The sequence below is a fragment of the Sorangium sp. So ce590 genome (genome assembly GCF_051521365.1).
GTDB lineage: Bacteria > Myxococcota_A > Polyangia > Polyangiales > Polyangiaceae > Sorangium.
The window spans coordinates 11,419,519-11,443,486 of the sequence record NZ_CP150346.1 but is presented as its reverse complement, the minus strand read 5'-3'; the positions used below and the strand labels follow the sequence as shown (position 1 = coordinate 11,443,486).

Genomic DNA, 23,968 nt, shown 5'->3' with positions numbered 1-23,968 from the left:
CGTGCGTCGTCCGCCCACGTTCGAGACCGGTACGCGAATTGCCCAGCTGCTTTGAGAGATGAGAGGAAACAAATGAACAACCGTGAAGGTGCGAATCGCGACGGAACGAGCCCGGAGCGGCCGGAGATGTCCGGAAACGCCACGACGGCAGCCCCCATGCCGAGGCCGCCCGTGCGCCGCGCGGCGCCCGATACGGACGACTCCGATCTGCCCGAGCTGGCGCCGGAGCAGCTCAGCGAGCTCAAGCAGGCGCTCGAGGAGCGCCGGGCGAGCCTCGTCGCCAACATCGATGAGCGACAGCACGCGGAGCGCGACGTCTCGCGAGAGGTGGGTGACGAGATGGACGAGGCCAACGCCGAGGGCGCGACCTCGCTGACATCGAAGCTCCTGGAGCGCGATGTCCGGGTGCTCGCCGAGATCGACCGCGCGCTCGTCAAGATGAAGGAAGGGACGTACGGGATGTGCGAGGGCACCGGCGAGCCCATCGGCTATCGCCGCCTCAAGCTGCGCCCGTGGGCGCGCTACAGCGTCGCCTACCAGGAGCAGATCGAGCGCGAGGAGCGGACCGGCGGCGGCTCCTGAGCCCACCCTGCCAGCGCACGTCCCGCGCCCGCGTCAGCGCTGGTCGAGGGACGTGCGGCAGGACGCCAGCTAGACGCTAGCTAGCGGAAGCGCGCGTCCAGCGGAGCGCTCGAGCTCGTGCCGAGCGCCTGGGTCCACGCAATCACCGGCGCACGCCAGTCAAGACCCGTCCAGCGCGGCGAAGGATCCTGGGCCTGGAAGCGAAAGCCGTCCCCACCGTAGTAGAGGAAATCGATCGTCGCGACGGTGTAGCGGCGGTCCTCGTCCAGCAAGCGCCCATCGTACAGGGCATAGCGACCGCCGGCCGATGGCGATAGGCCGACGAGCACCGCATCGCGGTGGCGGAGCGTCTCGAGGATGTCGCTGCCCCGGAGCGAGCAGATGACCAGCTTGTTGTCGAACGGGAGGACGGAGAACACCGTTGCTTTCGTGATCGGTCCCCTGGGGACGGCCTGCCGGATACCGTCCTTGTTCAGGATCGCGAGATCGACCCCGAGCTGATCGCGCCACGCCCCTGCGATCCAGCGCTGGATCTCGGCGGAGTCGCGCTCCATTCCGTCGCTCGAATACCCGATCTGCTCGCCGAGCGCGGCGTCCAGCGCGCGCTGCCAGCCTGCGGTGGCCTTGACGAGCGCCTCGTCGGGCGGGACCGCGGGCGCGCCCTCCGGGTGGGCCACGTCGACCACCTCCGTGGAGGCCGACACCACGCGCTGCTGCAGCGGACGACGCGGATCGATCTCGAGCGAGACACGGGCGTAGCTGCGCATCCGCCAGCCGGGGTTGACGAGCGGGACGCCGCCCACGCGCAGCTCGGTCTTCCTGTGGCAATGCCCGGCGCCGACGAACGACAGGCGCCACTCGGGGTGACGCGCGAGGATCGGCTCGAGCACGTCCTGGCACTCGTGGGCGACGAGCACGAGCGCGTCCGGCTCGGCGCGCCACGCCTCGGGGATGGCGCGCGCGAGCGCCGCTTCCTCGCCCTCGAAATCGAGGCCTTCGAAGCGGCTCGCCGTCGCGGCCTCGCGGGTGCGCGCCGTCGCCAGGCCGACGACGCCGATGCGCAGGCCGCGCCGCTCGAACACGGCGAAGGAAGGCAGCGCGAAGGCGGAGAGCGCTGGATCCGTCACGCGCAGGTTCGCCGCCAGGTAGGTGGCCCGGGACCGTGTCCTGTTGTGGAGGAAGGCGCCCCTGCCGAAATCGAACTCATGATTTCCGAAGGCCGACGCGGCGTAGCCCATGCGCGCCATCGCATCGGCCATCGGCGCCCCCATGAAATAGGAAGAGATCGCGGGGCCGGTCCAGTTGTCGCCGCCGGAGAGCGCGAGCGTCGACGGGTCCTGGCAGGCGGACAACGGAGGGAGACGAGGCGAAGCCCCGGGCGCCGGGCCAGCGCAATGGCCCTCGCGCGAGATCCACACGGCCAGCATCTCGGCCGCGCCGCCGAGCACCGTGTCCTTCTCGGTGGTGGGCAGGAGCCACCCGTGCTCGTCGGTCGTGTAGAGAAGGGTGATCGCCGCCGGAGCGCGCTCGGCCGGAGCCGGCGCCTTCGCGGCGGCCGTGGTCGCCTCCCTGGGGTCGCACGCGGCCAGGGACAGGAGGACGTACGCGCCGAGCGAGAGCGCGACGATCCCGCGCGCTGCGCGGGATCGTCGCGCCGCCGGCGCAGCGCTCACGGGCATCGACCAGGCTCAGCGCGGCGAAGCACCTCAGCCGCCCATCCGCTGGATGAACGGGACGATGCGCTCGATGAAGGGCTGCTTGTGGTAACGATCGAACTCCGCCCAGGTGCAGAGCGTGCGGGGATCCTTCACGCGATCGACGAAGAGCACGCCGTCGACGTGGTCCTTCTCGTGCTGGAAGGTGCCCGCCGACAGCCCGCGCACGACGCGATCGATCGGCTTCCCGTCGCGATCCAGGCCGGTCAGCCGGATCTCGGTGGTGCGCTCGACAACGCCCCTCAGGTTCGGGACGCTCAGGCAGCCTTCGTAGTTCTCGAACGTCTCCTGCGTGAGCGGCTCGATCGCCGGATTGACCACGATCGTGAGCGGGATGTTCGGCTTGTACGGATACCGCGGGTTGTTCTGCACCTCGACCGCGAAGATCCGCACCGGCGCGTGGACCTGCGTGGCGGCGATGCCCGCGCCGTTCGCGTCGCGCATCGTCTCGACAAGGTCGTCGATGAACGCCTGCATGGCAGGAGAGGAGAGCTCTTCCAGCGTGACGTCGCGCGCTCGCTGCCTGAGGACGGGGTTGCCGATGTGGGCGATTTTCAGGAGCGTCACGCCGCGATCGTACCATACGCGCGCGCCGGCGACCCGGCCTGCCACGGCTTCCGTTCACGCGCCCGACCATGCGGCGCGCGGCAGCGTCGGCTATGGAGAGGGGGCCATGCACGACTTCCCCGACGAGCCGCACGTCCCCGCGCAGCAGCAGGCGAACGCCGTCATGCACCTCCGCTTCGAAGACGTCAGCCAGAGCGGACGGGTGATGCTGGACGCGCTGCCGCACGGCCTCGGACCCGCGGTCTGGAAGCTCATGCGAGCGAGCCCCATCGAGGCGCTGATGACCACGCAGGGGATCATCCCGATCCTCAGCCGCCTCATCATCGAGGGCGGCGACGGCCCGATCGCGGCGCGGGAGCCGCTGCAGCTCGAGGGCCGCTACCAGCTCGCGCACACGGAGGACGCCGCGTCCGAGGTGAACCGGCTGATCCTGGCCATGTGGCTCTCGGCCACCGCGCGCCGCAGCCGGACCTACGGCCCACCGCCGCCCGGCGCCGGCGAGCCGATCCAGGTCGGCCGCGTGTTCGCGGAGCACGTCTTCACGCGGCCCTTCGCCGAGCCCGGGGCGCGCAAGGTGCTGCGCTTCGACTCGCCGGACCTGCCGCCGGTGCCGGCGGAGCGCTACGCGTGGCGCTCGCCGGAGGCGCTGATGGGCCTGCCGGCGGGCGCGGAGCCGTTCGACGCGGAGCCGACCCTGGATCCGGTCTCCGTCGCGTTCGGCCTGGATCACACGGACGCGAACCAGCACGTGAACTCGCTCGTGTACCCGCGGCTCTTCGCGGAGGCCGCGCTCCGGCGCCTCGCGGCGCACGGGCACAGCACGGCGGTGCTCGCCCGAAGGGTCGAGGTCGCCTACCGCAAGCCGTGCTTCGCGGGCGCGCGGGCGAGGATCGTGCTGCGCACGTTCGCGATCGACGGCGCGCTCGGCGCGCTCGGCGCGTTCGTGCCGGCTCCGCCGGAAGACGCCGCGAGCGCAGCCCCCGACGCGCGCGCCTACTGCACCCTCCGCACGCTGTTCCAGGGCTGAGCGGGCCCTCGGGCGAGCGCGCCGCCGCCTCGAGAGAGCGGCGGCCCGGGTCGGCGCTGCGCGCGCGGCCCGCGCGCGGCGACCGGGCGCGCTACGCGCTTACCGGGCGGGGGAGGCCGGCGCGGTCGGCGATCTCGTCGTGGAAGGCGCGGAACGTCGACTCCTGCGGCCACGAGGGCGCGTCGGCGAGGAGCTCTCCGACGCGGGTGAGCTCGCCCTCGTCGATGGCGATGACGGCGGCGGCGTAGCGCATGGCCCAGAAGACGAGCGGGCTGACCTCGCTCGCGCGCTCCAGCAGCGCGCGATCGCCTGGCACGCTCGTGTGCGCGAAGGCGCGGGCGAGCGCGCCGGCGGCCACCCGCAAGGTGACCACCCGGTCGCGGAACGGAGCGCTGACCTTCGGGAGCGGGAGGCGCTCCAGACGACCGGCCCGATCGAGGGCCGTGTCGAGATCGCCTTCGAACGTGCAGAGGAGCGTGTCCACGAAGAGCCGGTGCTCCAGGGCCGCCTCCCACGCCGGCCCCCGCTCGGCAGCCGCCATGGCCGCCCGCGCCTTCTCGACCCAGCCGTAGGCAGCGAACGCCGTCGCCGTCATGAGCGGAGCCATCGTGGCGGGGTGCGGGATGCGGTGCAGCGTCGGCGACCAGCGCTGCAGCACCGAGCGCACATCGCCCGAGCGGAGCAGCCTGCGCAGCTTGCGGCGAGCGAGCCAGCGGGCCGCAGCGAACGCGAGGACCACGCTCAGCACCGCCATCATGATCACCGGCTGCTGCCAGGTGAACTGGAGCGCGGCCGCCGCCAGCGCTGCAGAGCCGGTGAAGAGCAGCACCGAAATCAGCCGGCTGCCCCGTCCCTCGTCCTCGGAATCGAACGGATCCACGACACTTCCAAGCGTACGGGGCTTCCCGTACGAGGCAAGTCCCGTGCGACGCCCGCTCCGGCGCCGTCGCACGTCGTTCCCGCTCTCTGAATTGCACTCCGACTGCAGTCCGATGGCACCTGGAGGAGCCCCCGGGGAGGAGGCGCGGAGTTCGCCACGGAGCCGCGACGCCCGCAGCCACGAAACACCGCCGCGCGCTCCATGGGGCTCGACACGGCGCGGAGGTTCGACTACGAAGTCCGTGCGTCAGGCGACAGCGCCTGGACTTCATGGGTCCGCCGACAGCGCGCCGTGAACCCCGCCAGGCCCGGAAGGGAGCAACGGTAGCGGAAAGCGAGTGTGGCGGGCCCACTTGCTTTTTGTGGGCTCGATACTCTCCCGCACCCACCTGGGGCGCGGTCCCGGAGCCCGACGCCGTGGCGCTGCCTGCCGATCAGGGGGCTTCGAGCGCCGCCGGCGCGAGGGGCGCGACGGGCACGGAGAAGAGCGCGTCCGGGCTCGTCGTGATGCGCGGGACATCCGTGGCATGCAGCGGGCTGACGCCGCCGGCGGGCAGGCGCTGCTGCACGATGCCCGCCACCTCGTCGCCGCCCTCCAGCGTGACGGCCGCGATGCGGCTGTCCGGGCCGACGTCGCCGTCGATGAGCACGCTCGCTCGGCGCGACGGGCTGACGGATGGATTGCTGGACTCGAGCCCGTTGCCGCTCAGGACGAGCCCGGAGATCGACGCCTGCGCCCGCTCCTGCCAGCTCACGCCGTCGCCCACGACCTCCTGGGAGTGCTCGCCGCCCGCGCTCACCACGGCGGAGTCGGCGAAGGTCCCGGCGATGCGCATGCCGTCGATGATGATGCCGCGCGCGTCGCCGCTCATCCCCAGGCCGATGGCCCTGTTCTTCTCGAGGACGCCCCCCCGGAGCGCGACGGCCTGCTCCGGCGTCGTGTTCTGGATCCAGATCCCGGGCTGGTTGCCGCTCACCTCGAAGCCCTCGCCGTCGAGGCCAAGGGACGCGCTCGCGCGATCGATCAGGAGACCGAACCCGCTGTTGTCGGCGACCCTGAGGGCCGCCGCGTCGAGGATCGAGCAGCCGGACACCGAGACGCCGCCGCTCGGGTCGAACCCGCTCAGGCCATTGCCGCTCACCTCGACGCGGGACATCGCGGCGCGCACCCCGACGAGCGACACGCCGATCACCTTGTTGTCGCGGAGGATCGCGTCCTCGACCTCGAGCTCCACCTGCGCCTCGCAGTCGCATCCGCCGGTGCACTGCGCCCAGAGACCCGGACCCCGCGAGCCGGAGACGATGGACCGCACAACGGAGACGCGGTCGGCGTCGAACGCGCTCAGGCCGTAGCGCGCCGAGCCCTCGATCGCCGACTCGACGACGTCGAGCCACGCGCCGAGGCCGAGCGTCACGCCGTCGGACGCGCTCCCGGTGACGCGCACCGCCTCGATCCGCACCCGCGCGCCGGCCGCGAGCGCCACGCCGCCCTCTCGCACCGTGAGCCCGCGGAGGACCGCGCCGTCGCCGGCCGCGAGCGAGACCGCCGCCACCGACACGGAGCCGGCGCCCCGGCCCAGCAGGCTCACGCCGGGAGGCAGAGCGACCGGGCCATAGACGCCGGGGCCGAGCGCGATGCACGCCCCGGGTCGAGCCGCGTCGGCGGCCGGCGAGAGCGCCGCGTCGCCCGCGATCTCGATCACCTCGGCGCAGTCGACGGAAGCGGCGCAGAAGTCGCCGTCGCAGAGCGCTCCGGCGGGGACGCCGATGCACGCGCCGGAGGCGGCGCGCGCGCCCGGGCACGCGCCCGTCGGTTCAGGGTCCGACGCGCACCCGAGCGCCGCCGGGCCGAGCACGGCCGCCGCGGTCAAAACGAGGGCTGCCTGATTCCAAGCCTTGATCATGACGAACGTCTCCCACGCGGCACGCCGCGCTACCTGACCAGAAAAGGGTCGCCCCTCAGGGCCGCGCGAGCACCGCGCGGCACTCGTCCGCCCGCGCCGCGAGCTCGCCTTCGCCGAAATGCGCCACAAGCGAGGCGGAGAGCTGCGCCGCGGCGGCCTCTGCGCGAGGGCGTGTCGAGGCGTCGCGCAGGCCCGCGCGGCAGATCCTCGCGAGGCCGAGCGCCACGTCGGCGAGGTACACGCGCCCGCCGCCCACCTCGGCGAGGCGCAGCGCCGTGCAGCCGGACTCGAGCGCCTCGCCCACGTGGCCGGCCGTGAGCAGCGCCGCGGCGAGGTTGCGGTAGGCGTCCGGGAGGTCGGCGCCGGCGCCGGACTGCTCGCCCAGCATCACCGCGCGCCGCGCGTGCTCCAGCGCGGCGTGCGGGCGCGAGAGCCGGAGCTCGACCTCCGCGAGGTTGTTGTGCCCCGAGGCGATCGCCTGGAGATCGCCGAGCCGCTCCTTCAGCGCGAGCGCGCGGGCGAACACCTCCCGGGCGCCGCCGAGATCGCCCCTCGCGAACAGCACCGCCGCGACGCCGTTCAGGGCGAAGCTCAGCGCCTGCGGGCACGCGCGCTCGTCGACGGCGCGCGCGGCCTGGCGGTAACAGCGCTCGGCCTGCACGAGCCGGCCGCGCGAGTAGAACACCGTCCCGAGCGCGAGGAGCAGCTGCGACGCGGCCTCGCGTCGGCGGCCGTCGCCGGGCGGCAGCGTCGAGCAGACGCGCAGGCTCCGGAGCGCGACAGCGCGGCAGGCGTCGAGATCGCCGTCGCGCCGGTGGAGCGCCGCGAGCAGGCCGACCATGGGGAGCGCCTCCGGGGCGGCCCCACCGCGCTCCGCGAGCGCGATCGCCCCCTCGACGAGCGCGCGCGCCTCGGCCGTCGCGCCGCGCACCTTGAGCGCGAGGGCGAGGCGGAAATCCGCGCGCGCATCCCAGAGCAGCGCCGCGTTCGGGTCGTGCGAGGACGGCGCGGCGGCGCGCCGCTCCACGCGGAGGATCCGCGCCCGCGCCTCGTGGTAGGCGCGCTCCGCCTCGTCGAGGCGGCCCGCCCGCCGGAGCGCGTCGCCGACGTCGAGCAGGAGCCCTGCGCGCTCGTGCCAGGCGAACAGCCGGCGCTCGCCGCCCCCCGGCGCGGCCGCCGACGGGGCGCGCGCCGCGGCGCCGACCGCCGCGGCGCCGCCCCCGGCGCTCGCGTGGATCTCCCGGGCCCGCTCGAAATGGCGCAGCGCCTCGGCGTTCTGCCCGAGCGACGACGCGCCCGCCGCGGCGCGCGCGTGGGCGAGCGCCGCGCTCCGTGCGTCGCCGCCGCGATCGTGGTGGAGCGCCGCGAGCGCCGCCCCGACCTCCCCGGGCCCCCGCGGCGCCGCCGACAGGCCGTCGAGCCACGAGGCGACCGCGCGGTGCATCGCGCGGCGCACCTTGAGGCTCAGCGTGTCGTAGGCGATCTCCTGGGTCGCCGCCTCGGCGAAGACGTACTCGCAGTCCTCGGGGAAGATCGACGCGTCGCGCGCGCGGATGAGCTGCTGATCCCGGAGCCGGCGCAGCACGTCCGAGGTGCTCGAGGCGCCGCCGTCGAGCGGCGCGACGCCGCGGAGGTGATCGATCGCGCCCTTCCAGAACGTCCTGCCGACCACGGCCGCCTGCGCCAGGGCGGCCCGCGCCTCGCCGTCGAGCCGATCGAGCCGCGCCTGGACGATGCCCTGGATCGTCGCCGGCAGGGAGAGCCGGGCGAGCTTCTCCTCGTGCAGGATCCACGGCTCGCCGGCGCGCCGCTCGAGCGCGCCGACGTCGATGAGCAGGTACAGCGTCTCGGTCAGCGTGAGCGGGTTGCCCTCGGCGCGCTCCGCCAGGGCGCGGATGGCCTCCGCAGAGCAGCGCGCGACGAGGCGCAGGCGATCGCGGGCCATGTCCTCGACGTGCCGCCGCGACAGCGGGCCGAGATCGAGGCGCGCGTGGCTCGCCTTCCCCTCGCCCCAGTGCGGCCGCCGATCGTAGAGCTCGGGCCGCGCTGCGCCGACGAAGAGGAGCGGCGCGTCCGAGACGCGCACGGCCAGGTCGTCGAAGAGATCGAGGCTGGCGTCGTCCGCCCAGTGGATGTCGTCGAGCAGGACGACCACGGCCCCGCGCGCGCCCATCGCCCGCAGGAGCACCGCGACGGCCGCGGCCACCCGCTTCTTGACCTCCGCGCCGCCCTCGTCCGGGACGATCGCCGTCGCGGACACGACGGGCGCCGGGCGGGGCGGGCAGAGCACGGCCGCGACCTCGGCCAGCGCGTCCTCGAGGGCAAGCGGATGGGGCGCGCCGCCGGCCTCGCCGCCCGCGCCTGCCCCGGAGGCGCCCGTCCTGAGCTTGCGCAGGACGACGTCGCGCGCGTCGTCGTCCTGCACGCGGAAATGGGAGCGCAGGAGCGACGCGGCGAGGTGGTAGCTCGCGTCCATCGACAGCGAGGAGCACGCCGCGCCGAGCACGACGCACGGGTCCGCCTGCGACAGGGCCGTCGCCCGGATCTCCGAGAGGAGGCGGCTGCGCCCGATGCCGCCCGCGCCGACCACCGAGACGAACATCGCGCGCCGCTCCGCGACGACCGTCTCCAGCGCCTCCGAGAGCCGCTGCACCTCCGCCGCCCGCCCGACGAAGCGGGTGCCCTGGCCGAGGAAATCGGACCCGGCGATCGATCCGCTCGCGGGCCTGAGGACGCGGAAGCTCGGCACTCCCCCACCCTGCGGCTCGACCTGGAAGAGCCCGGCCACCTGCCGGAACGTGGGCTGCGCGATCAGCACCGCGCCCGGCGCGGCGGCCTGCTGGAGCTGCGCGGCCGCCTTCATGGCCTCGCCGGAGGCGTCGACCGGGGCGCCCGGCCCGGCCGCGCCGCTCACGAACAGCCTCCCCGTGCTGATGCCCACGCGCAGCCCCGGCCGGCACCCCGGCGGCAGCTGGACGCGGAGCGACGCGGCGTCGATCGCGGCGAGCTCCAGCCCGGCGCGGACGGCCCGCTCGGCGTCGTTGTCGCTCGCGCGCGGCGCGCCGAACAGCGCGGTGACGGCGCCCTCGCTCCGGCCGTTCACGACGCCGCCGAGGCCCTCGACGCGCTCGCGGACGAGCTCGAGGCAGGCCTCGCGGAGCTCCATCTCCTGCTCCGGATCGAGCGGCGCTTGCCCGTCGCCGCCGGCCACGATCTCCGCCGAGAGCACGGTGCAGACGCGGTACTCGCCCGCAGGCTGCGCGATCTTCGCGGCGCGCGCGGGCGCCGCGAGGGCGGGGCGCGGCGCGCTCCAGCCCGGCGCGGGCGCGCGATGGGCGTTCGCCAGCGTGACCGCTATCGGATCGACCGGCCTCGGCGCGGCGCCGCGGCGCGCGGCGGCGAGCGCCTCGCCGAGCTCCCGCGCGTCCCGGAAGCGCGCAGCGGGCTCGACCGCGACGGCCCGCCCGATGACCGCCTCGAGCTCAGCGCTCGCCTCGACGCCCAGCCCCGCGAAGGACGGCCGCCTGCGCGGGTCGACGCAGGCGACGTAGAGATCGGCCCAGTCGCTCCCGTCGATCGGCTGCTTCCCCGAGGCCAGCTGCAGCAGGATGAGCCCCAGCGCGAACACGTCTGTCCAGGGCCCGGTCGCGCCCAGCCTCGGATTGAACTGCTCCGGAGCGCCGTAGAGCGGCGTGAACGCGTGCAGCGTCCGCGATACCGCGAGCTCCTGCGTCGTGTCGGAGGCGGCCCCGCCAGGCGCCGACGCCGCCGATCGCCTCGTCTCGACGAGCGCCCTCGACAGCGGCATCGACGCGTCGATCACCTTGGCGATGCCGAAATCGACGATCTTGATCGTCCTCGCGCCGGGAGGACCGACGAGGAACAGGTTCGCCGGCTTGATGTCGCGGTGCGAGACGCGCTCGTCGTGCGCCATCGCGAGCGCCGACACCGCCGGCGCGAGGAGCTCGATCGCCTCGTCGACGGGGTGCGGCCCGCGCCCGGCGGCGCGACGCGCGTCGATGTGCTGCGCGAGCGTCTCCCCCTCGAGCCACTCCATGACGATGTACGGCGTCCAGTGGCCCTCCGGCGAGGTCGCGGCGGAGACGTCGAGCGCCTGGACGATGCCCGTCGTCCGGCGCGAGAGCCGGTGCAGCAGCCGGGCCTCCCGCTCGAACATGTCGAGCAGCGACGCCTGCTCTTCCGTAGAGAAATTCGCTGGCAATTTCAAACACTTGACCGCGACCTGCTCCTGGAAGCCGAGGTGCGTCGCCCGGTAGACCACGCCGAACGCCCCCTCCCCGGCCACGGCGTCCACCAGCAGCTTGCCGCCCAGGGTGCTGCCCACCCAGCCGAATGGGTCTCCCGCGATCATCCGCGGAAATTCTACCGCCCGGGCCGCGGCCCCGGGAGCGCGCCGCCTCCGCAAGGCGACGATCGCCGCCCCGCGCCACCGCCGGAAGCCGGGGGAGCAAAGCGAGCGCGACAGCAGTCGCCCTGCGCGCGCGTCCGTGCTACGCAGCCGCCTGCAGGGCGCGCCCTCGGTCCTGGCTACCGTCCTGCGCGAGCTGCCGCAGCGGTCCCCGGGACGGATCGCACGCGTGCAGTGGAAGGGCGTCCTCGGGCGTCGGGCGCGACTCTGGGGTGCGATGTGGCTGAGCCGGAAGTTCTTTCCCGCGATGGTGGCCCGCTCGAGGTCCTGATCATCACCCAGAGCTCGATGAGCACGCGGCCGCTGCCAGGCTCCGGGAGCGTCGTCCTGGGCAGGGACGAGGACGCCGGCCTCTGCGTCCCGGACTCCTCGGTGTCGCGCCGGCACGCGGTGCTGCACCTCGGCCCGCCGCTCCGGATCGAGGACCTCGGCAGCAGCAACGGGACCCGCGTGCGCACCCGCCACAGCAGCGCGGCGACCGAGCGCCTCATCGACGTCGGCAAGGGCGAGCCCGCGCGGGACGGCGCCGTCGAGCTCTCGGCCGGCGACGTGATCTACCTGGGCGCCGCGCGCGTCATCCTCCGGCAGAAGGACGGCGAGCGGGGCGCGCGCAAGGACGTCATCGTCAAGGACGACGCGATGCGCGCCGTCTACGAGCTGGCCGAGCGCGTCGCGAAGGGCCCCATCAACATCCTGCTCCTCGGCGAGACGGGCGCCGGCAAAGAGGTGCTGGCCGAGTCGATCCACAGGGCCTCGCCGCGCGCGGGCCGGCCCCTCCTGCGCCTGAGCTGCGTGGCGCTCTCCGAGTCGCTGCTCGAGAGCGAGCTGTTCGGCCACGAGCGCGGTGCCTTCACCGGCGCCGTCCGGGCGAAGCCGGGGCTGCTCGAGACGGCCGAGGGGGGCACGGTGTTCCTCGACGAGATCGGCGAGCTGCCGCCCTCGATCCAGGCCAAGCTGCTCCGGGTCATCGAGGAGCGGAAGGTGATGCGGGTCGGCGGCCTGACCCCCACGAAGATCGACGTCCGCTTCATCTCGGCGACGCACCGCAACCTCGAGGTCGAGGTGAGCCGCGGCGCGTTCCGGCAGGACCTGTACTTCCGGCTGAACGGCGTGACCCTCACCATCCCGCCGCTGCGCGAGCGGCCCGGGGAGGTCGCGGCGCTGGCGCAGCTCTTCGCGGAGCGCACGACGAAGGAGCTCTTCCCGAGCGAGGCGAGCGCCGCGGCCGTTCCGCTCTCCCCGGCGGCCCTGGCCGCGCTCCAGCGCCACAGCTGGCCAGGCAACATCCGGGAGCTGCGCAACGTGGTCGAGCGCGCGGTGATCCTCGCCAACGGGGCACCCATCGGGCCGGAGCACCTGCTCCTCTCCCCCCTCGCCGATCCCACCCGTCCATCGCATGAGCCTAGCCTTCCGGTGCACCCGTCGCAGGCGCCCGCCTCGGCGGCCGCGTCCCCGAACGCGAAGGTGAATGCGAGGGGCGTGCCCGACGGCGCGAGGGGCGTGATCGACGGCGCGAGAGGCGTGATCGACGGCGCGGGCGCGAGCCCCACACGGCTGCGCGACACCATGGAGGCCCACGAGCGCGAGCGCATCGTCCAGGCGCTCGAGCAGTGCATGGGGAACCAGACGCGCGCCGCGGCGCTGCTCGGGATCTCGCGGCGTACGCTGGTGGAGCGCATCCGCGTGTACGGGCTGCCGCGGCCGCGCAAGGCCTGAGCGTTGCCCGAGCGTTGCGCAAGACGCCGCGCGCGTTGCGCGAGGGCTCGCTCAACCGAGCGCCCGCGCGCGCAACGCCTCAGGCGGGCGTCTCGCGCGGCGAAAGCGGGGCGAGCTCGATCCCGAGCTCGGTGGCGAACCGGAAGATGCGCTCGTCGCGGTAGAACTCGCCGAAGACGACGCGCGAGATCCCCGCGTTCGCCATCATCTTGAAGCACCCCCAGCAAGGCGAGGCCGTGACGTAGACCGTCGCGCCATCGATCCGCACCCCGTTCCGCGCGGCCTGGATGATCGCGTTGGCCTCCGCGTGGATCGTGCGCACGCAGTGGCCGTCCTCGATGAGGTGCCCCTCCTCGTCGCAGTGGGGCAGCCCCCGGATCGAGCCGTTGTACCCGGTCGCGAGGATGCTCTTGTCGCGCACGATCACCGCGCCGACGTGCTTCCGGTCGCACGTCGCCCGCGACGCGACGACCTCGGCGATGCGCATGAAGTATTCATCCCACGAAGCTCGGTGAGTCATCGCTCGTCTCCACGACGGGGATCCGCGCCCGCTGCCCCCTCGATGCCCAGGGATCCGCGCCCGCTGTCCCCTCCAGAATGTTCAGGGATCCGCCCTCCGGTCACCCCGCGAGGAGGCCCGGCGATGCGCGCCCGCGGCCCTGGCTGAGCCGCGCCGCGCGCCCTGCGGGCGCTTCTATCACGATGTCGGGCGCCGCGGCGCCTCTCGCGGACCGGCGACCGCGCGAGGCGCCTCGACAGCGAGGGCCGCCGCGTGGTAGCGCGCGTGCGTGAGCTCCACTGCGAAACCACCCCGGTCAGATCGCCGCATCCTCGTGCTCGGCTCGGGGGGGCGCGAGCACGCCCTCGCCCGCGCGTTCGCCCGATCGCCCTCGGTCGCCGAGGTCGTCGTGGCGCCCGGGAACGCCGGCACCCAGGCGCAAGGCGGCGCCGGCCGCGCGCCGATCCGCCGCGCCGACCTCGCCGCCCTGTCGCCCGACGAGGCGACCCGGCTCGCCGTCCGCGAGCGCGCCGACCTGGTCGTCATCGGCCCCGAGGCGCCCCTCTGCGCCGGCGTCGCCGACGCGCTCACCGCCGCCGGCATCGCCGTCTTCGGGCCGAGCCTCGAGGCGGCGCGCCTCGAGGGGTCGAAGGCGTTCCTGAAGGAGTTCGCCGCGCGCCACGGGATCCCGACCGCGCCGTTCCAGATCGCGCGCTCCTTCGAGGAGGCCACCCGCATCATCCGCGAGCGCGGCGCGCCCATCGTCGTGAAGGCCGACGGGCTCTGCGCCGGCAAGGGCGTCGTCGTCGCGACGACCGTCGACGAGGCGCTCGCGGCGGCGAAGGACATGCTCGTGGATCGCCGCTTCGGCGACGCCGGCGCGACCGTGATCCTGGAGGACGCCATCCAGGGCGAAGAGGCCAGCCTGCACGCCCTCAGCGACGGCGAGGCGATCTTCGTCCTGCCGGCGGCGCGCGATCACAAGCGCGTCGGCGAGGGCGACACCGGGCCGAACACCGGCGGCATGGGCGCGTTCGCGCCGAGCGCCAGCGTCACCCCCGCCCTGGCCGCGCGCGTCGAGCGCGAGATCCTCCGGCCGACGATCGACGGCATGCGGGCGGAAGGGAGGCCCTTCCGCGGGGTGCTGTTCGCGGGGCTGATGATCACGCCCGCGGGGGATCCGATCCTGCTCGAGCACAACGTCCGCTTCGGCGATCCCGAGTGCGAGGCGCTGATGGAGCTCCTCGAGGGCGACGTCGCCGAGCTCTGCGCGTCGGCCGCGGCGGGCGCGCTGGATCCCGGGGCGGCACGCGTCGTCCCCGGCCGCCACGCGCTCACCGTCGTCCTCGCGGCGCGCGGCTACCCCACGGCGCCCGTGACCGGCGACGCCATCCGCGGCCTCGACGCCGCGGCGGCGGTCGAGGGCGCCTTCGTGAACCACGCGGGCACGGCGGAGCGGGACGGCGCGATCGTGACCGCGGGAGGCCGCGTGCTCGCCGTCACCGCGGCGGGCGGCTCGCTCGCGGAGGCGCGGGAGCGCGCGTTCCGCGCCGCGAGCGCGATCGACTTCGACGGCAAGGTGCTCCGCCGCGACATCGGGGTGGACGGAACGCGCGCCGCCGGGTGAGGCGCGGCGCCCGCGCGCGCCGGCGCGGCGCTTGACCCTCGGCCGCCTGTCGTGCCTATCGTCGTCTCACGAGGGCGCGCGATCGCCGCCCAGACCGTCCGCCGAGGTGCGCGGCGACGCGGCTTGCCGGGGAGCGCATCTGCCACAGAGAGAGGGGGGCGGCGCGGCGTCGTTCCAGAGGCGAGAGCGCGACACCATGGAGCCCATCATCGATCTTGCCCCGGGCGCGGAGGAGAACGCGCTCGCCGCCCACTTCGGCCGGCTCATCCGCGAGCACCTCGGCCGTGACCCGCGGCGCGTGTCCGATTTCCGGGCGCTGCGCGGCGCGGTGCTCGTCGTCGCGCAGGACACCGGCACGTCGATGACGATGCGCTTCGATCACGGGCGCCTCACCGTCCATGACGGCGCCATCGGGATCCCCACCGTCACGTTCTGCGGCGACGAGGCGGCGCTGCGCCGGCTCCCCGACATCGCGTTCCACCGCTGGCTCAGGCTCCCGAAGGTGGGCCTCTTGCACCGCCGCCAGAGCGGCCCCCTGCGCGAGCTCGCGCGGCTCGTGGCCAGCGGGGAGCTCAAGATCTACGGCCTCCTCGCGCATCCGCGGCTCATCCTCACGTTGCTCCGGGTCCTCTCGAGCCACCCCTGAGCTCCGACCCGCCTCCGACCCGCCTCCGACCAGGCCGCCCGCGCGGGGCGTCGACCAGTGCGACACTGTAAGACGGCAACGGACGTCGCCGTCCGCGGTCCAAGACCGGTCTTGTGGGCTTGCAAACCTTTGCTACGCAGCCCGGAAGCTGGCTTTTGACGGCCTGTTGGGCTGTTGGTATGGCTCGATCATGGGCATCCGATTGCGCTACCTCGCCCACGATCTCGAGGTGCCGCTCGGCGAGTTCTTCATCGGACGGAGCGCCGACTGCCAGCTGTCGCTCGACGACCCGCTTGTGTCGCGCAAGCACGCGCTCTTGACCGTGGGCGAGGGCGGCGTCGCGATCGAGGATCTCGGCAGCCGCAACGGCGTGCTCATCAACGGGACCCGGATCACGGGGCGCCAGCTCCTGTCGGACGGCGACAAGATCGCGATCGGGGGGCAGGAGATGTTCCTGCTCGGGGCGATCGAGCCGAGCTCGACCCACTCTCCGCGGAGCGCGCCGCTCTGGACGAGGCAGCAGAACGCGCGCACGGTCGACATGAGCGAGCTGTCCTCGGGCGAGGACGACGGCGCGACGGCCATCGCCTCGCGCAGGTCGCTGCCCGGGCTCATCCCGCAGCACCCGGACAAGCGCGTGCACGCGCTCAGCCTCATCGGCAGCGTCGCCGACAAGGCGCTCGCCCTGGGGCGGGTCGACGAGGCCGAGCGCATCCTCCAGCGCTCGCTGGCCGACATCCTCACCAAGGCGCGGGAGGGGGGCGTCGGCGCCGTCCAGCCCGAGCTGGTCGAGAAGGCCAGCACGTACGCCACCCGGCTCGCGGCGGCCACCGGCCGGGGGGCGTGGATCAACTACATCTTCGAGCTGAATACGCGGCTCGAGCTCCTGCTTCCCGCCTACCTCGTCGATGAGCTGTATAGTGTCCTGCGCAAGGTGAAGGCCGTCGACATGTCGATTCTCCGTGGCTATGCGAAGCGGCTCCGCGAGCGTGCAGGAGAACGTACCCCGGCGGAGCGGTTCATCCTCCAGCGAATCGAAGGGCTCGAGCGCCTCGGCGCACTGAAATAGACCATGCCTTTCCGCCTCCGGTACTTGGCGCACGATTTCGAGCTCCCCGAAGGGCCCTTCGTGATTGGCCGGAGCGGCGACTGCCAGCTCTCGCTCGACGATCCGCTTGTGTCGCGCCGCCACGCCACGCTGCAGGTGCGCAACGACGGCGTGGCCGTGCTCGATCTCGAGAGCAGGAACGGCGTGTACGTCAACGGCTCGCGCATCTCCGGCCAGCGCGAGCTGACCGACGGCGACCGCATCATCATCGGCAGCCAGGAGATGCTGCTCTACGGCGGCGAGGAGTCGCGGCCCCACGACGCCTACGGGGTCGAGTTCCGGCGCGCGACGGCGACGCTCGGCGCGATGGCGCTGACCGAGATGCGCAAGATGTCGGACGACCCGACGGAGCTCACGAGCCCGACGGGCGACGGCGGATCGAAGGGCTTCCAGTCGCTGCGCCTGCTCGCGAGCCTCGCCGACAAGGCGCTCGCGATGGGGCGGAGCGAGGAGGCCGAGCGCATCCTGCAGACCGTGCTGATCGACATCCTGAGCCGCGCGCGGACGAACGTGCCGCTGGAGATGCCCGCCGCGGAGCTCGCCGCGCGCTACGCGGCCCGGCTCGCCGGCGCCACGACCAAGGGGACCTGGGTCAACTACGCGTTCGAGCTCTTCACGATCGCGCGCCGCCCGCTGCCCGGCCCCGTCGTCGACGAGCTCTACACCGTGGTCCGCCGCGTCAAGACGCTCGATATCCAGCCGCTCAGGATCTACCTCGACGACCTGCGCCGGATGGCTCCTTCGTTCGGTCCGACCGAGCGGTTCCTGATGCAGCGGATCGAGGGTCTCGAGCGGCTCGTCGCGGCGAAGTAGCGGCCTCCGCCGCGTCGTCCGGCGCCGCGGTCGCACGCGAGGGCACGCGCGGGGGCGGCGCCGCGGTCGCACGCGAGGGCGGGGGCGGCGAGGCCGCAGAGGGGGCCGGCGGCGGCGCGTTGCGAGGGCGCGCGCTCGCCTCCGCTTGCTGCCAGCCGAGGTTCGTCGCGGCGGCCTTCGCGATCGCGTCGCGCAGGTCGGGGTCCGCGACCTTCCCGAGTTCCCGCCGCACCTCGAACGGAAGCGGCGCCTCCTTCGGCGCCGAGCGGACCTCCTCGCGCCACGGCGGCCGCGCGACCGCCTCCACCTTGCCGACGCGGAAACGGAGCGACTGCACCGGGAGACCGCGCGCCCGGAGCTGCGCGGTGATGACGTCGCCGAGCATCGAGAGCTCCTGCGCCCACGTCGAGCTCGCCGCACGGACGTGAAGGACGCCGCGCTCCAGCTTGAGCGGCCGCGCGCGCGCGGCGATCCGGGACCCCACGGCGGCCTCCCAATCGCGGAACGGCATCGGCGCGGTGTCGACCTCCGCCGGCGCCGCGAGCGCGGACTGCCGCTGGATCATCGCGCCCAGCCGCTCGATACCTCCGCTCCGACGCGCCATGCGCGCCGAGCGTAGCAGCCTCACGGCTCCCTGTTCCGACGGAGCGCGGCGTCCAGCTCGCGCAGCGTCACGGACGGCCGGCCCCCGCCGCGCCGTCGTGCGAGCACGACGCCCAACGGTCAACCGCCGGCGCCCTCACCCCGCCTGAAGGGCCCGGAACTGCAAGCGATTTCATCAACAGCGGACGAGATCCGCGCTCGTGCGCCTCGTCCAAGGATTCCGCATCAGTACCGAAGGTGGGACTCGAACCCACAAGCCCTTGCGGACAGCGGATTTTGAATCCGCCGCGTCTGCCATTCCGCCACTTCGGCTCAGCGCTCCGATGTTCGTGCGCTCCGCGAACCGTAGATCACCGGGCACGACCCTGGCAACGGTCTGACGCAACGGTCTGGAACGGTCCGGGAGCAGCGAGGAGAGCGAGGCGGCCCGGCGCCGGGCCGCGCGGCGGCAGCGGCGCCGGGCCGCGAGGCGCGAGCTCACACCACGAAATCCAGCATCTGGAGGCGCGTCAGGTAGTCCTGGAGCACGGCGGCGTACTCGTCGATCAGGAGATCGAGCTGCACCAGCGCGCCGTGGTTGTCGACAGAATCGATGGTCCCGCTCACCGGGATCTCGCGCGCGGGCAGGACGAGCACGCCGCTCCAGTGGGCGCCCTTCGCGGCGTCGCGGAGCCCGGCGAGGCGCAGCCAGCCGTCGGAGAGCTCGATGACGGGGACGAGCGCGCCGCTGTCGAGCCGGACGGAGCTCTTCAGCGTGTGCGCCGGCTCGACCATGTAGTGAGAGCGCCGGTTCTTCTCGATGAGCTCCTCGAGCGTCGCGCAGATGACCTTGCTCAGCGGCGTCTCTTCGCTGTCGAGCACGAGCTCGAGCAGCCGCTTCATCGCCTTCTGCGTGCGGATGAGGTTCGCGCGCACCTCCTCGAGCCGCCGCGCGTCGCGCCGGATCTTGCCGGCCACGACGTTGAGCAGGTTGTTGTAGAACGGGTACGCGACGTCCCCGTGCTCCTCGAAGAAGTCCCGCAGCTCGGCGACGCCGATGCGCCAGATCTCCGAGGGCTGCGTCGTCACCGCGGTCGTCGTCCGCCGGAAGCCGGTCAGCGCGCCGAGCTCGCCGATGGGCGAGATGGGGCTCAGCCGGAAGCGCGTCTCGCCCCCCTCGAGCAGCGCGACCTCGCCCTGGACGAGGAGGAGCAAGTGCGTCGGCGCGCTCCCGGCCTCGAAGAGCACCTGGCCGGATGGGACCTCCTGGCGCTGGAACGCCATCATCAGCTCGTCGAGGTGGTCCTCCGTGATTCTCTCGAACAGGGGGATCGCGTGCAGGTCGGAAGGACGGACCGCCATGGGGTGATACTCCTCTTCAACGTGGGTCGGGCTCCGCGTCCGCAGCGTCGCGAGACACGGATCCTTGCGGCGCGCACGGCTCGGCGTGAACCGCGGGAGCGGCATCCTACTCCAGGTTCCGACGCGAGGAAGAGGGATGGCCGACCCGCCGCGAGGCGCGAGGCGGACCGCGATCCCGCGCACGTTCTCGCATCGCCGCCGGGTCGCCGCGCCGCGGCGCGCCCCACATCGGTGGCTCGACGCAGGGGCACGCGACGCCGCGCGGACGCGCGTCGACACGCCGCGGGGAGGGCTTGCCCCGCTGGCAGGATGGAGTAGGTGCCGGTAACGTCGCCCGGGTGATGCCGTCCGTTCGTCAAGGGCTCCTCGCCGCGATGCGCCTCCCGCCGCTGCGGCTCATCGTCGTCGGCCTCGCCCTCGCCGTCGTCGCGTGCGGCTCCGCGTCGTCGACGACGCCGGTCAGCGCGGAGACGGCGCCGCCGCCGAGGCCGCGCAACGCGGCCGCCATCGCGCAGTCGATCGCCGGGGGGAAGGTCTCGGTGCTCGTCTACGCCGACAGGACCCGGGGCCACCCCATCATGCCGCGGCTCGCGGCGCTCGATCTGTGGGGCCCCGTGCTCGCCGGCACGGGCCTCGATCCAGAGCGGGACCTCGAGCGCGCCTTCATCACCGCGCCGCGAGCGGACGCGGTCCATGAGGCGGTGATCGTCCTCGAGCACAACGTGCCGCCGGAGAGGCTTCAGTCGGGGATCGACACGCTCCTCTCGCGCAGCCAGCCGCCGGGCACCGAGGAGAGCGGGCTCGGCGTGCCAGCCGTGCGCGTGACCATCAAGGGGCACACGCGCGTCGTGGCGACCGTGGAGCCGAGCTTCCTCGTGGTGCTGCCGGTGACGCGGGCGCGCGAGGCGCGGCGCTTCATCGGCACGGGCGGCTTCCCCGACCCGACCGGCGAGGAGGCCGCGATCGCCGCGGCGATCGACCCGGCGCGGACGCTGAAGGGCCCGCGCCAGGCGCCCCGCGTGCCGCCCACCCTGAGGTCGCTCGAGGCCACCGTGACGCTGACAGAGGACGGCGGCGCCCTTGTCGCGCTCGACGGCGCGAGCGAGAGCCGCGAGCACGCCGCGCGCGACGCGGCCTTCCTCAACGAGGAGTTCGACCGAACGACCTCGTTCCGCATCGCCGTCGTGACGGTCCGGGTCGTCGATCCGATCGGGTTCTTCGCCGAGGGAGACCGGGTGAAGGCGAACCGGCGCGTGACGCCCGGAGAGCTCGACAAGCTCTTCACCCTGCTCAGCGCCGTGCTGCCGCGCTAGGCTGCCGCCCGATGCGACTCGTCAAGATCGGAATCGCCAGCGTCAACGCGACCGTCGGCGCCGTCCGCTCGAACACGGACCGATGCCTCGCGCTCGCCCGCTCGATGGCGCGCGACGACGTCACCCTGGCGGTCTTCCCGGAGCAGGTGATCGGCGGCTACGCGCCCGAGGACCTCGTGCAGTGGCCGGCGTTCGTCGCGAGCCAGCAGCGCGAGCTCCGCCGGTTCGCCGAGGAGACCGCGTCGCTCCGCACCGTGTTCGTCATCGGGGTGACCGTCGGCGTGGGCGGAGACCTCTTCAACGCCGGCGCCATCGTCCACGCCGGCGAGGTGCTCGCCTTCTCCCCGAAGGAGAAGCTGCCGACGTACAACATCTTCTACGAGGCGCGGACGTTCTCGCGCGGCATGCCGTTCATGGAGCTCGACGCCGACGGCGTGTTCTGCGGCGACCGCATCTTCGCCTTCGATTTCGGGACGATCGCCGTCGAGGTGTGCGAGGACATCTGGTCGCCCGACGGGCCGATGCGGCGCCGCTGCTACGCGGGCGCCGAGATCGTCTGCAACATCTCGGCGTCGCCGTTCCGCGCCGGGGTGACCGGCACGCGGCGCGAGATGATCGCGACCCGCGCGGCGGACAACCAGTGCACGATCGCCTACGCGAACCTGGTCGGCGGCAACGACGGGCTCGTCTTCGACGGCGGCGGGTTCGTCAACCAGAACGGCCGCCCGATGCTGGACGCGCCGCGGTTCCGCGAGGGGTTCTCGACCGCCGTCGTCGACCTCGACCGGACGACGCGCTGCCGCCGCGAGGCGAGCACCTGGCGCAGCGACCTCGAGGAGTTCCGCCGCGCCTCCCCGCACATGGTGGACGTCCTCCGGATCGGCGGGGAGACCGCGGACCGCTCGCGCCTCGCCTACCCCGCCCCGCCCCCGGGCACGACCCCGTTCCTGCCCTCGGCGACGCGGCCGGCGATCTCGGCGCGCGACGAGCTGCTCGACGACTTCTACGACGTGCTCGCGCTCGGCGTCGCCGATTACTACCGCAAGATCGGCGCCTTCAAGAGCATCGGCCTCGCGCTCTCGGGCGGCCGCGACTCGCTCCTCACGCTGCTCGTCGCCTGGCGCGCGGTGCAGCTGCTCCACCCGGACCTCGAGGGGGAGGCGCTGCGCGAGCGGATGAAGACGTCGCTCCACGCGTTCTTCATGCCCTCGCGCTACTCCAGCGACGCGACGCACCGGGCCGCCGCGCAGATCGCCGACGAGCTCGGGGCGTCGTTCGCGGTGATCCCGATCGAGGACGCGTTCCCCCGGGAGCTCGAGGCCGCCCAGGCGATGGTCGGCGAGGGCCGGCAGCTCACCGAGCTCACGAGGCAGAACGTGCAGGCGCGCATCCGCGGCGGGCGCATGTGGAACTGGGCGAACACGAGCGGCGCGCTGTTCCTGCAGACGGGCAACATGAGCGAGAAGGCGCTCGGCTACACCACGGTGGGCGGCGATCTCGAGGGGGCGTTCAGCGTCATCGCCAACGTCCCGAAGACCGTGGTCGTCGCGCTGCTCGAGCGGCTCTCGCAGCGCTTCGGCTTCAAGGGCATCCAGCAGACGCTCGCCACGACCGCGGGGCCCGAGCTCGCCGAGAACCAGTCCGGGGAAGCCGAGCTCATGCCGTTCGAGGTCCTCGACGCGTGCCTCTACCTCTACGGCGCGGAGAAGCTCGCCGCCGACGAGCTGGCGACCGCGCTCCCCAGCCTGTTCCCCGACAAGGACCCCGCCGCGCTGGGGGCGTGGGCCGAGAAGTTCGCGACCCTGTTCTCGAGATCGATCTTCAAGTGGGTGCAGTCCCCGATCGCGATTCACCTCGGATCGCTCGATCTCGACCGGGAGCGCGCGCTGCAGCTGCCCGTGGTGCAGCGGACCGAGTGGAAGGGCGGCTGAGCCCCGCCCGCGCGGCGGCGGCGCGTCAGTTGGCGGCCTTCTCCACGGACGCATGGGCCCCCTGCCTGCCGTCCTTCCCGTCGGGCGAGGCGACCTCGTGGACCTCGTGGACCTCGTAGCCAGGGGCCGCCTGGGGCGGGGCGGCGCGGATCGAGCCGTCGGCGGAGAAGCGCTCGAGCTCGTCGGTGACGCGGCGGAGGTACGCCTGCTTGATGTGGAACGGCAAGAAGGCGCTCTTGAAGCCGGCCACGATGGTCGACTTGATCTCCTTCAGGCCGAATCCCATCTTCGTGTGGCAGTGCCAGAGCTCGTGCGACACCGTCGTGTCGGTGACGAGCCGGTTGTCGGTGTTGACCGTCACGCGCAACCCGAGGCTCTGGTAGAGCTTCAGCGGGTGCGAGGCGAGGTCGCGCACCGCGCCGGTCTGCACGTTCGAGGACGGGCAGCACTCGAGCGGGATCCGGTGATCGTTGATGTAGTGGAGCAGGCCGCCGTCCTCGCGCAGGCGGCAGCCGTGGCCGATCCGGTGCGCACCGCAGACGTGCAGCGCCTGCGCGATCGACTCGGGGCCGTAGGCCTCGCCGGCGTGGATGGTGCAGTTGATGTTGTTCTGGCGCACGAGCTGGAACGCCGCCTTGTGGTGCTTCGCCGGGTGGTCGTACTCGGCCCCGGCGAGGTCGAACCCGACCACGCCGCGGCTCTTGTAGGCCACCGCGAGCTCCGCCATCTCGAGCGACGACTCCGGCGAGATGTTGCGGATGCCGCAGACGATGACGTTGCTCTCGATGCCCAGCGCGTCGCGCGCCGCCCTGAGCCCGGAGAGCACCGCCTCGACCACGCTCGTGAGGCGCAGGCCGAGGCGGGTGTGCAGCATCGGCGAGTAGCGGACCTCCATGTAACGGACGTTCTCGCGCGCGGCGTCCTCCGCGAGCTCGTAGGCGACGCGGTAGAGCGCCTCCTCGGTCTGCAGGACGCGCAGCGTGATGTCGAACGCCTTGAGGTACTCGACGAGCGAGCCGCAGTTCTGGCCCAGGTTCATCACCTTGCGCAGCTCGGGCGGCTCGTACGTCGGGAGCTCGACGCGGTGGCTGCGGGCGAGCTCGATGATCGTCTCGAGGCGCAGGGAGCCGTCGAGGTGGACGTGCAGATCGGTCTTGGGTAGCTGGCGGAAGAACTCCAGCGGCAGCCTGGCGGTTAGCTCTGGATGATCACTCATGAGCTATTCTGTCACCCGCCGACCAGCCGCGAAAGGCAGCAGCGGGCGCGGC

General features: G+C 73.3%; 18 protein-coding genes, 1 tRNA gene and 1 other RNA gene. 10 read left to right on the top strand and 10 right to left on the bottom strand.

Going from position 1 to position 23,968, the window contains the following annotated elements:
* The first annotated feature begins 72 nt into the window (after positions 1–72).
* Entirely contained in the window at positions 73–582 is a 510-nt protein-coding gene (locus WMF28_RS43470; RefSeq protein WP_437599640.1) for a TraR/DksA family transcriptional regulator, read from the top strand.
* Between the two features lie 80 nt (positions 583–662).
* Here the strand turns inward: WMF28_RS43470 and WMF28_RS43465 are convergent, their stop codons facing one another.
* Together WMF28_RS43465 and def are read right to left on the bottom strand one after the other, a co-directional pair.
* Positions 663–2,255, bottom strand: a complete 1,593-nt coding sequence (locus WMF28_RS43465) for a bifunctional metallophosphatase/5'-nucleotidase (RefSeq protein WP_437599639.1) — start codon at positions 2,253–2,255, stop codon at positions 663–665.
* 33 nt (positions 2,256–2,288) lie between these two features.
* On the bottom strand, positions 2,289–2,864 hold the full coding sequence (def, locus tag WMF28_RS43460) for a peptide deformylase (protein ID WP_437599638.1): 576 nt from the start codon (positions 2,862–2,864) through the stop codon (positions 2,289–2,291).
* 106 nt (positions 2,865–2,970) lie between these two features.
* Here def and WMF28_RS43455 point away from each other — a divergent pair, with 106 nt between their 5' ends.
* Positions 2,971–3,891, top strand: a complete 921-nt coding sequence (locus WMF28_RS43455; protein WP_437599637.1) for a hypothetical protein — start codon at positions 2,971–2,973, stop codon at positions 3,889–3,891.
* Positions 3,892–3,982: 91 nt separating this feature from the next.
* On the opposite strand, the gene WMF28_RS43450 is transcribed toward WMF28_RS43455, so the two are convergent.
* Positions 3,983–4,771 (bottom strand): hypothetical protein, encoded by a 789-nt coding sequence (locus tag WMF28_RS43450; protein WP_437599636.1) that lies wholly within the window; start codon positions 4,769–4,771, stop codon positions 3,983–3,985.
* A 267-nt stretch (positions 4,772–5,038) separates the two neighbouring features.
* On the opposite strand from WMF28_RS43450, the gene ffs reads away from it, so the two are divergent.
* Positions 5,039–5,128: signal recognition particle sRNA small type (ffs, locus tag WMF28_RS43445), an RNA gene on the top strand.
* Between the two features lie 76 nt (positions 5,129–5,204).
* Here the strand turns inward: ffs and WMF28_RS43440 are convergent.
* Positions 5,205–6,674, bottom strand: coding sequence for a hypothetical protein (locus WMF28_RS43440; protein ID WP_437599635.1), 1,470 nt, complete (start codon positions 6,672–6,674; stop codon positions 5,205–5,207).
* Positions 6,675–6,729: 55 nt separating this feature from the next.
* Positions 6,730–11,046 carry a protein kinase domain-containing protein gene (locus WMF28_RS43435; protein ID WP_437599634.1) on the bottom strand — a complete coding sequence of 1,439 codons (4,317 nt, stop codon included), beginning with the start codon at positions 11,044–11,046 and terminating at the stop codon, positions 6,730–6,732.
* Between the two features lie 276 nt (positions 11,047–11,322).
* Between WMF28_RS43435 and WMF28_RS43430 the strand changes: the two genes are divergently transcribed.
* Positions 11,323–12,819 carry a sigma 54-interacting transcriptional regulator gene (locus WMF28_RS43430; protein WP_437599633.1) on the top strand — a complete coding sequence of 499 codons (1,497 nt, stop codon included), beginning with the start codon at positions 11,323–11,325 and terminating at the stop codon, positions 12,817–12,819.
* Positions 12,820–12,898: 79 nt separating this feature from the next.
* Here the strand turns inward: WMF28_RS43430 and WMF28_RS43425 are convergent, their stop codons facing one another.
* The gene (locus WMF28_RS43425) at positions 12,899–13,339 is read right to left on the bottom strand and encodes a deoxycytidylate deaminase (protein WP_437599632.1); all 441 of its coding nucleotides are present in this window, start codon (positions 13,337–13,339) and stop codon (positions 12,899–12,901) included.
* A gap of 268 nt (positions 13,340–13,607) precedes the next feature.
* On the opposite strand from WMF28_RS43425, the gene purD reads away from it, so the two are divergent.
* From purD to WMF28_RS43405, 4 genes are all read left to right on the top strand, one after another.
* On the top strand, positions 13,608–14,945 hold the full coding sequence (gene purD, locus WMF28_RS43420) for a phosphoribosylamine--glycine ligase (RefSeq protein ID WP_437599631.1): 1,338 nt from the start codon (positions 13,608–13,610) through the stop codon (positions 14,943–14,945).
* A 196-nt stretch (positions 14,946–15,141) separates the two neighbouring features.
* Positions 15,142–15,591, top strand: coding sequence for a hypothetical protein (locus tag WMF28_RS43415; RefSeq protein WP_437599630.1), 450 nt, complete (start codon positions 15,142–15,144; stop codon positions 15,589–15,591).
* Positions 15,592–15,781: 190 nt separating this feature from the next.
* Positions 15,782–16,660 carry an FHA domain-containing protein gene (locus WMF28_RS43410; RefSeq protein ID WP_437484597.1) on the top strand — a complete coding sequence of 293 codons (879 nt, stop codon included), beginning with the start codon at positions 15,782–15,784 and terminating at the stop codon, positions 16,658–16,660.
* 3 nt (positions 16,661–16,663) lie between these two features.
* Positions 16,664–17,512 carry an FHA domain-containing protein gene (locus tag WMF28_RS43405; RefSeq protein ID WP_437599629.1) on the top strand — a complete coding sequence of 283 codons (849 nt, stop codon included), beginning with the start codon at positions 16,664–16,666 and terminating at the stop codon, positions 17,510–17,512.
* Here the strand turns inward: WMF28_RS43405 and WMF28_RS43400 are convergent.
* The 3 genes from WMF28_RS43400 to WMF28_RS43390 all read right to left on the bottom strand — a co-directional run bounded on the left by WMF28_RS43400 (position 17,403) and on the right by WMF28_RS43390 (position 19,456).
* Complete coding sequence (locus tag WMF28_RS43400) at positions 17,403–18,116, bottom strand: DciA family protein (RefSeq protein WP_437599628.1); 714 nt, start codon at positions 18,114–18,116, stop codon at positions 17,403–17,405. The genes WMF28_RS43405 and WMF28_RS43400 overlap by 110 nt on opposite strands.
* A 228-nt stretch (positions 18,117–18,344) precedes the next feature.
* Positions 18,345–18,427: transfer RNA gene (locus WMF28_RS43395), tRNA-Leu, on the bottom strand.
* A gap of 165 nt (positions 18,428–18,592) precedes the next feature.
* Entirely contained in the window at positions 18,593–19,456 is an 864-nt protein-coding gene (locus tag WMF28_RS43390) for a Crp/Fnr family transcriptional regulator (RefSeq protein WP_437599627.1), read from the bottom strand.
* 341 nt (positions 19,457–19,797) lie between these two features.
* Between WMF28_RS43390 and WMF28_RS43385 the strand changes: the two genes are divergently transcribed.
* Both WMF28_RS43385 and nadE read left to right on the top strand, forming a co-directional pair.
* On the top strand, positions 19,798–20,769 hold the full coding sequence (locus WMF28_RS43385) for a hypothetical protein (protein WP_437599626.1): 972 nt from the start codon (positions 19,798–19,800) through the stop codon (positions 20,767–20,769).
* Between the two features lie 11 nt (positions 20,770–20,780).
* Positions 20,781–22,700 carry an NAD(+) synthase gene (nadE, locus tag WMF28_RS43380; protein WP_437599625.1) on the top strand — a complete coding sequence of 640 codons (1,920 nt, stop codon included), beginning with the start codon at positions 20,781–20,783 and terminating at the stop codon, positions 22,698–22,700.
* Positions 22,701–22,725: 25 nt separating this feature from the next.
* Here the strand turns inward: nadE and add are convergent, their stop codons facing one another.
* On the bottom strand, positions 22,726–23,916 hold the full coding sequence (gene add, locus WMF28_RS43375) for an adenosine deaminase (RefSeq protein WP_437599624.1): 1,191 nt from the start codon (positions 23,914–23,916) through the stop codon (positions 22,726–22,728).
* Positions 23,917–23,968 lie beyond the last annotated feature (52 nt).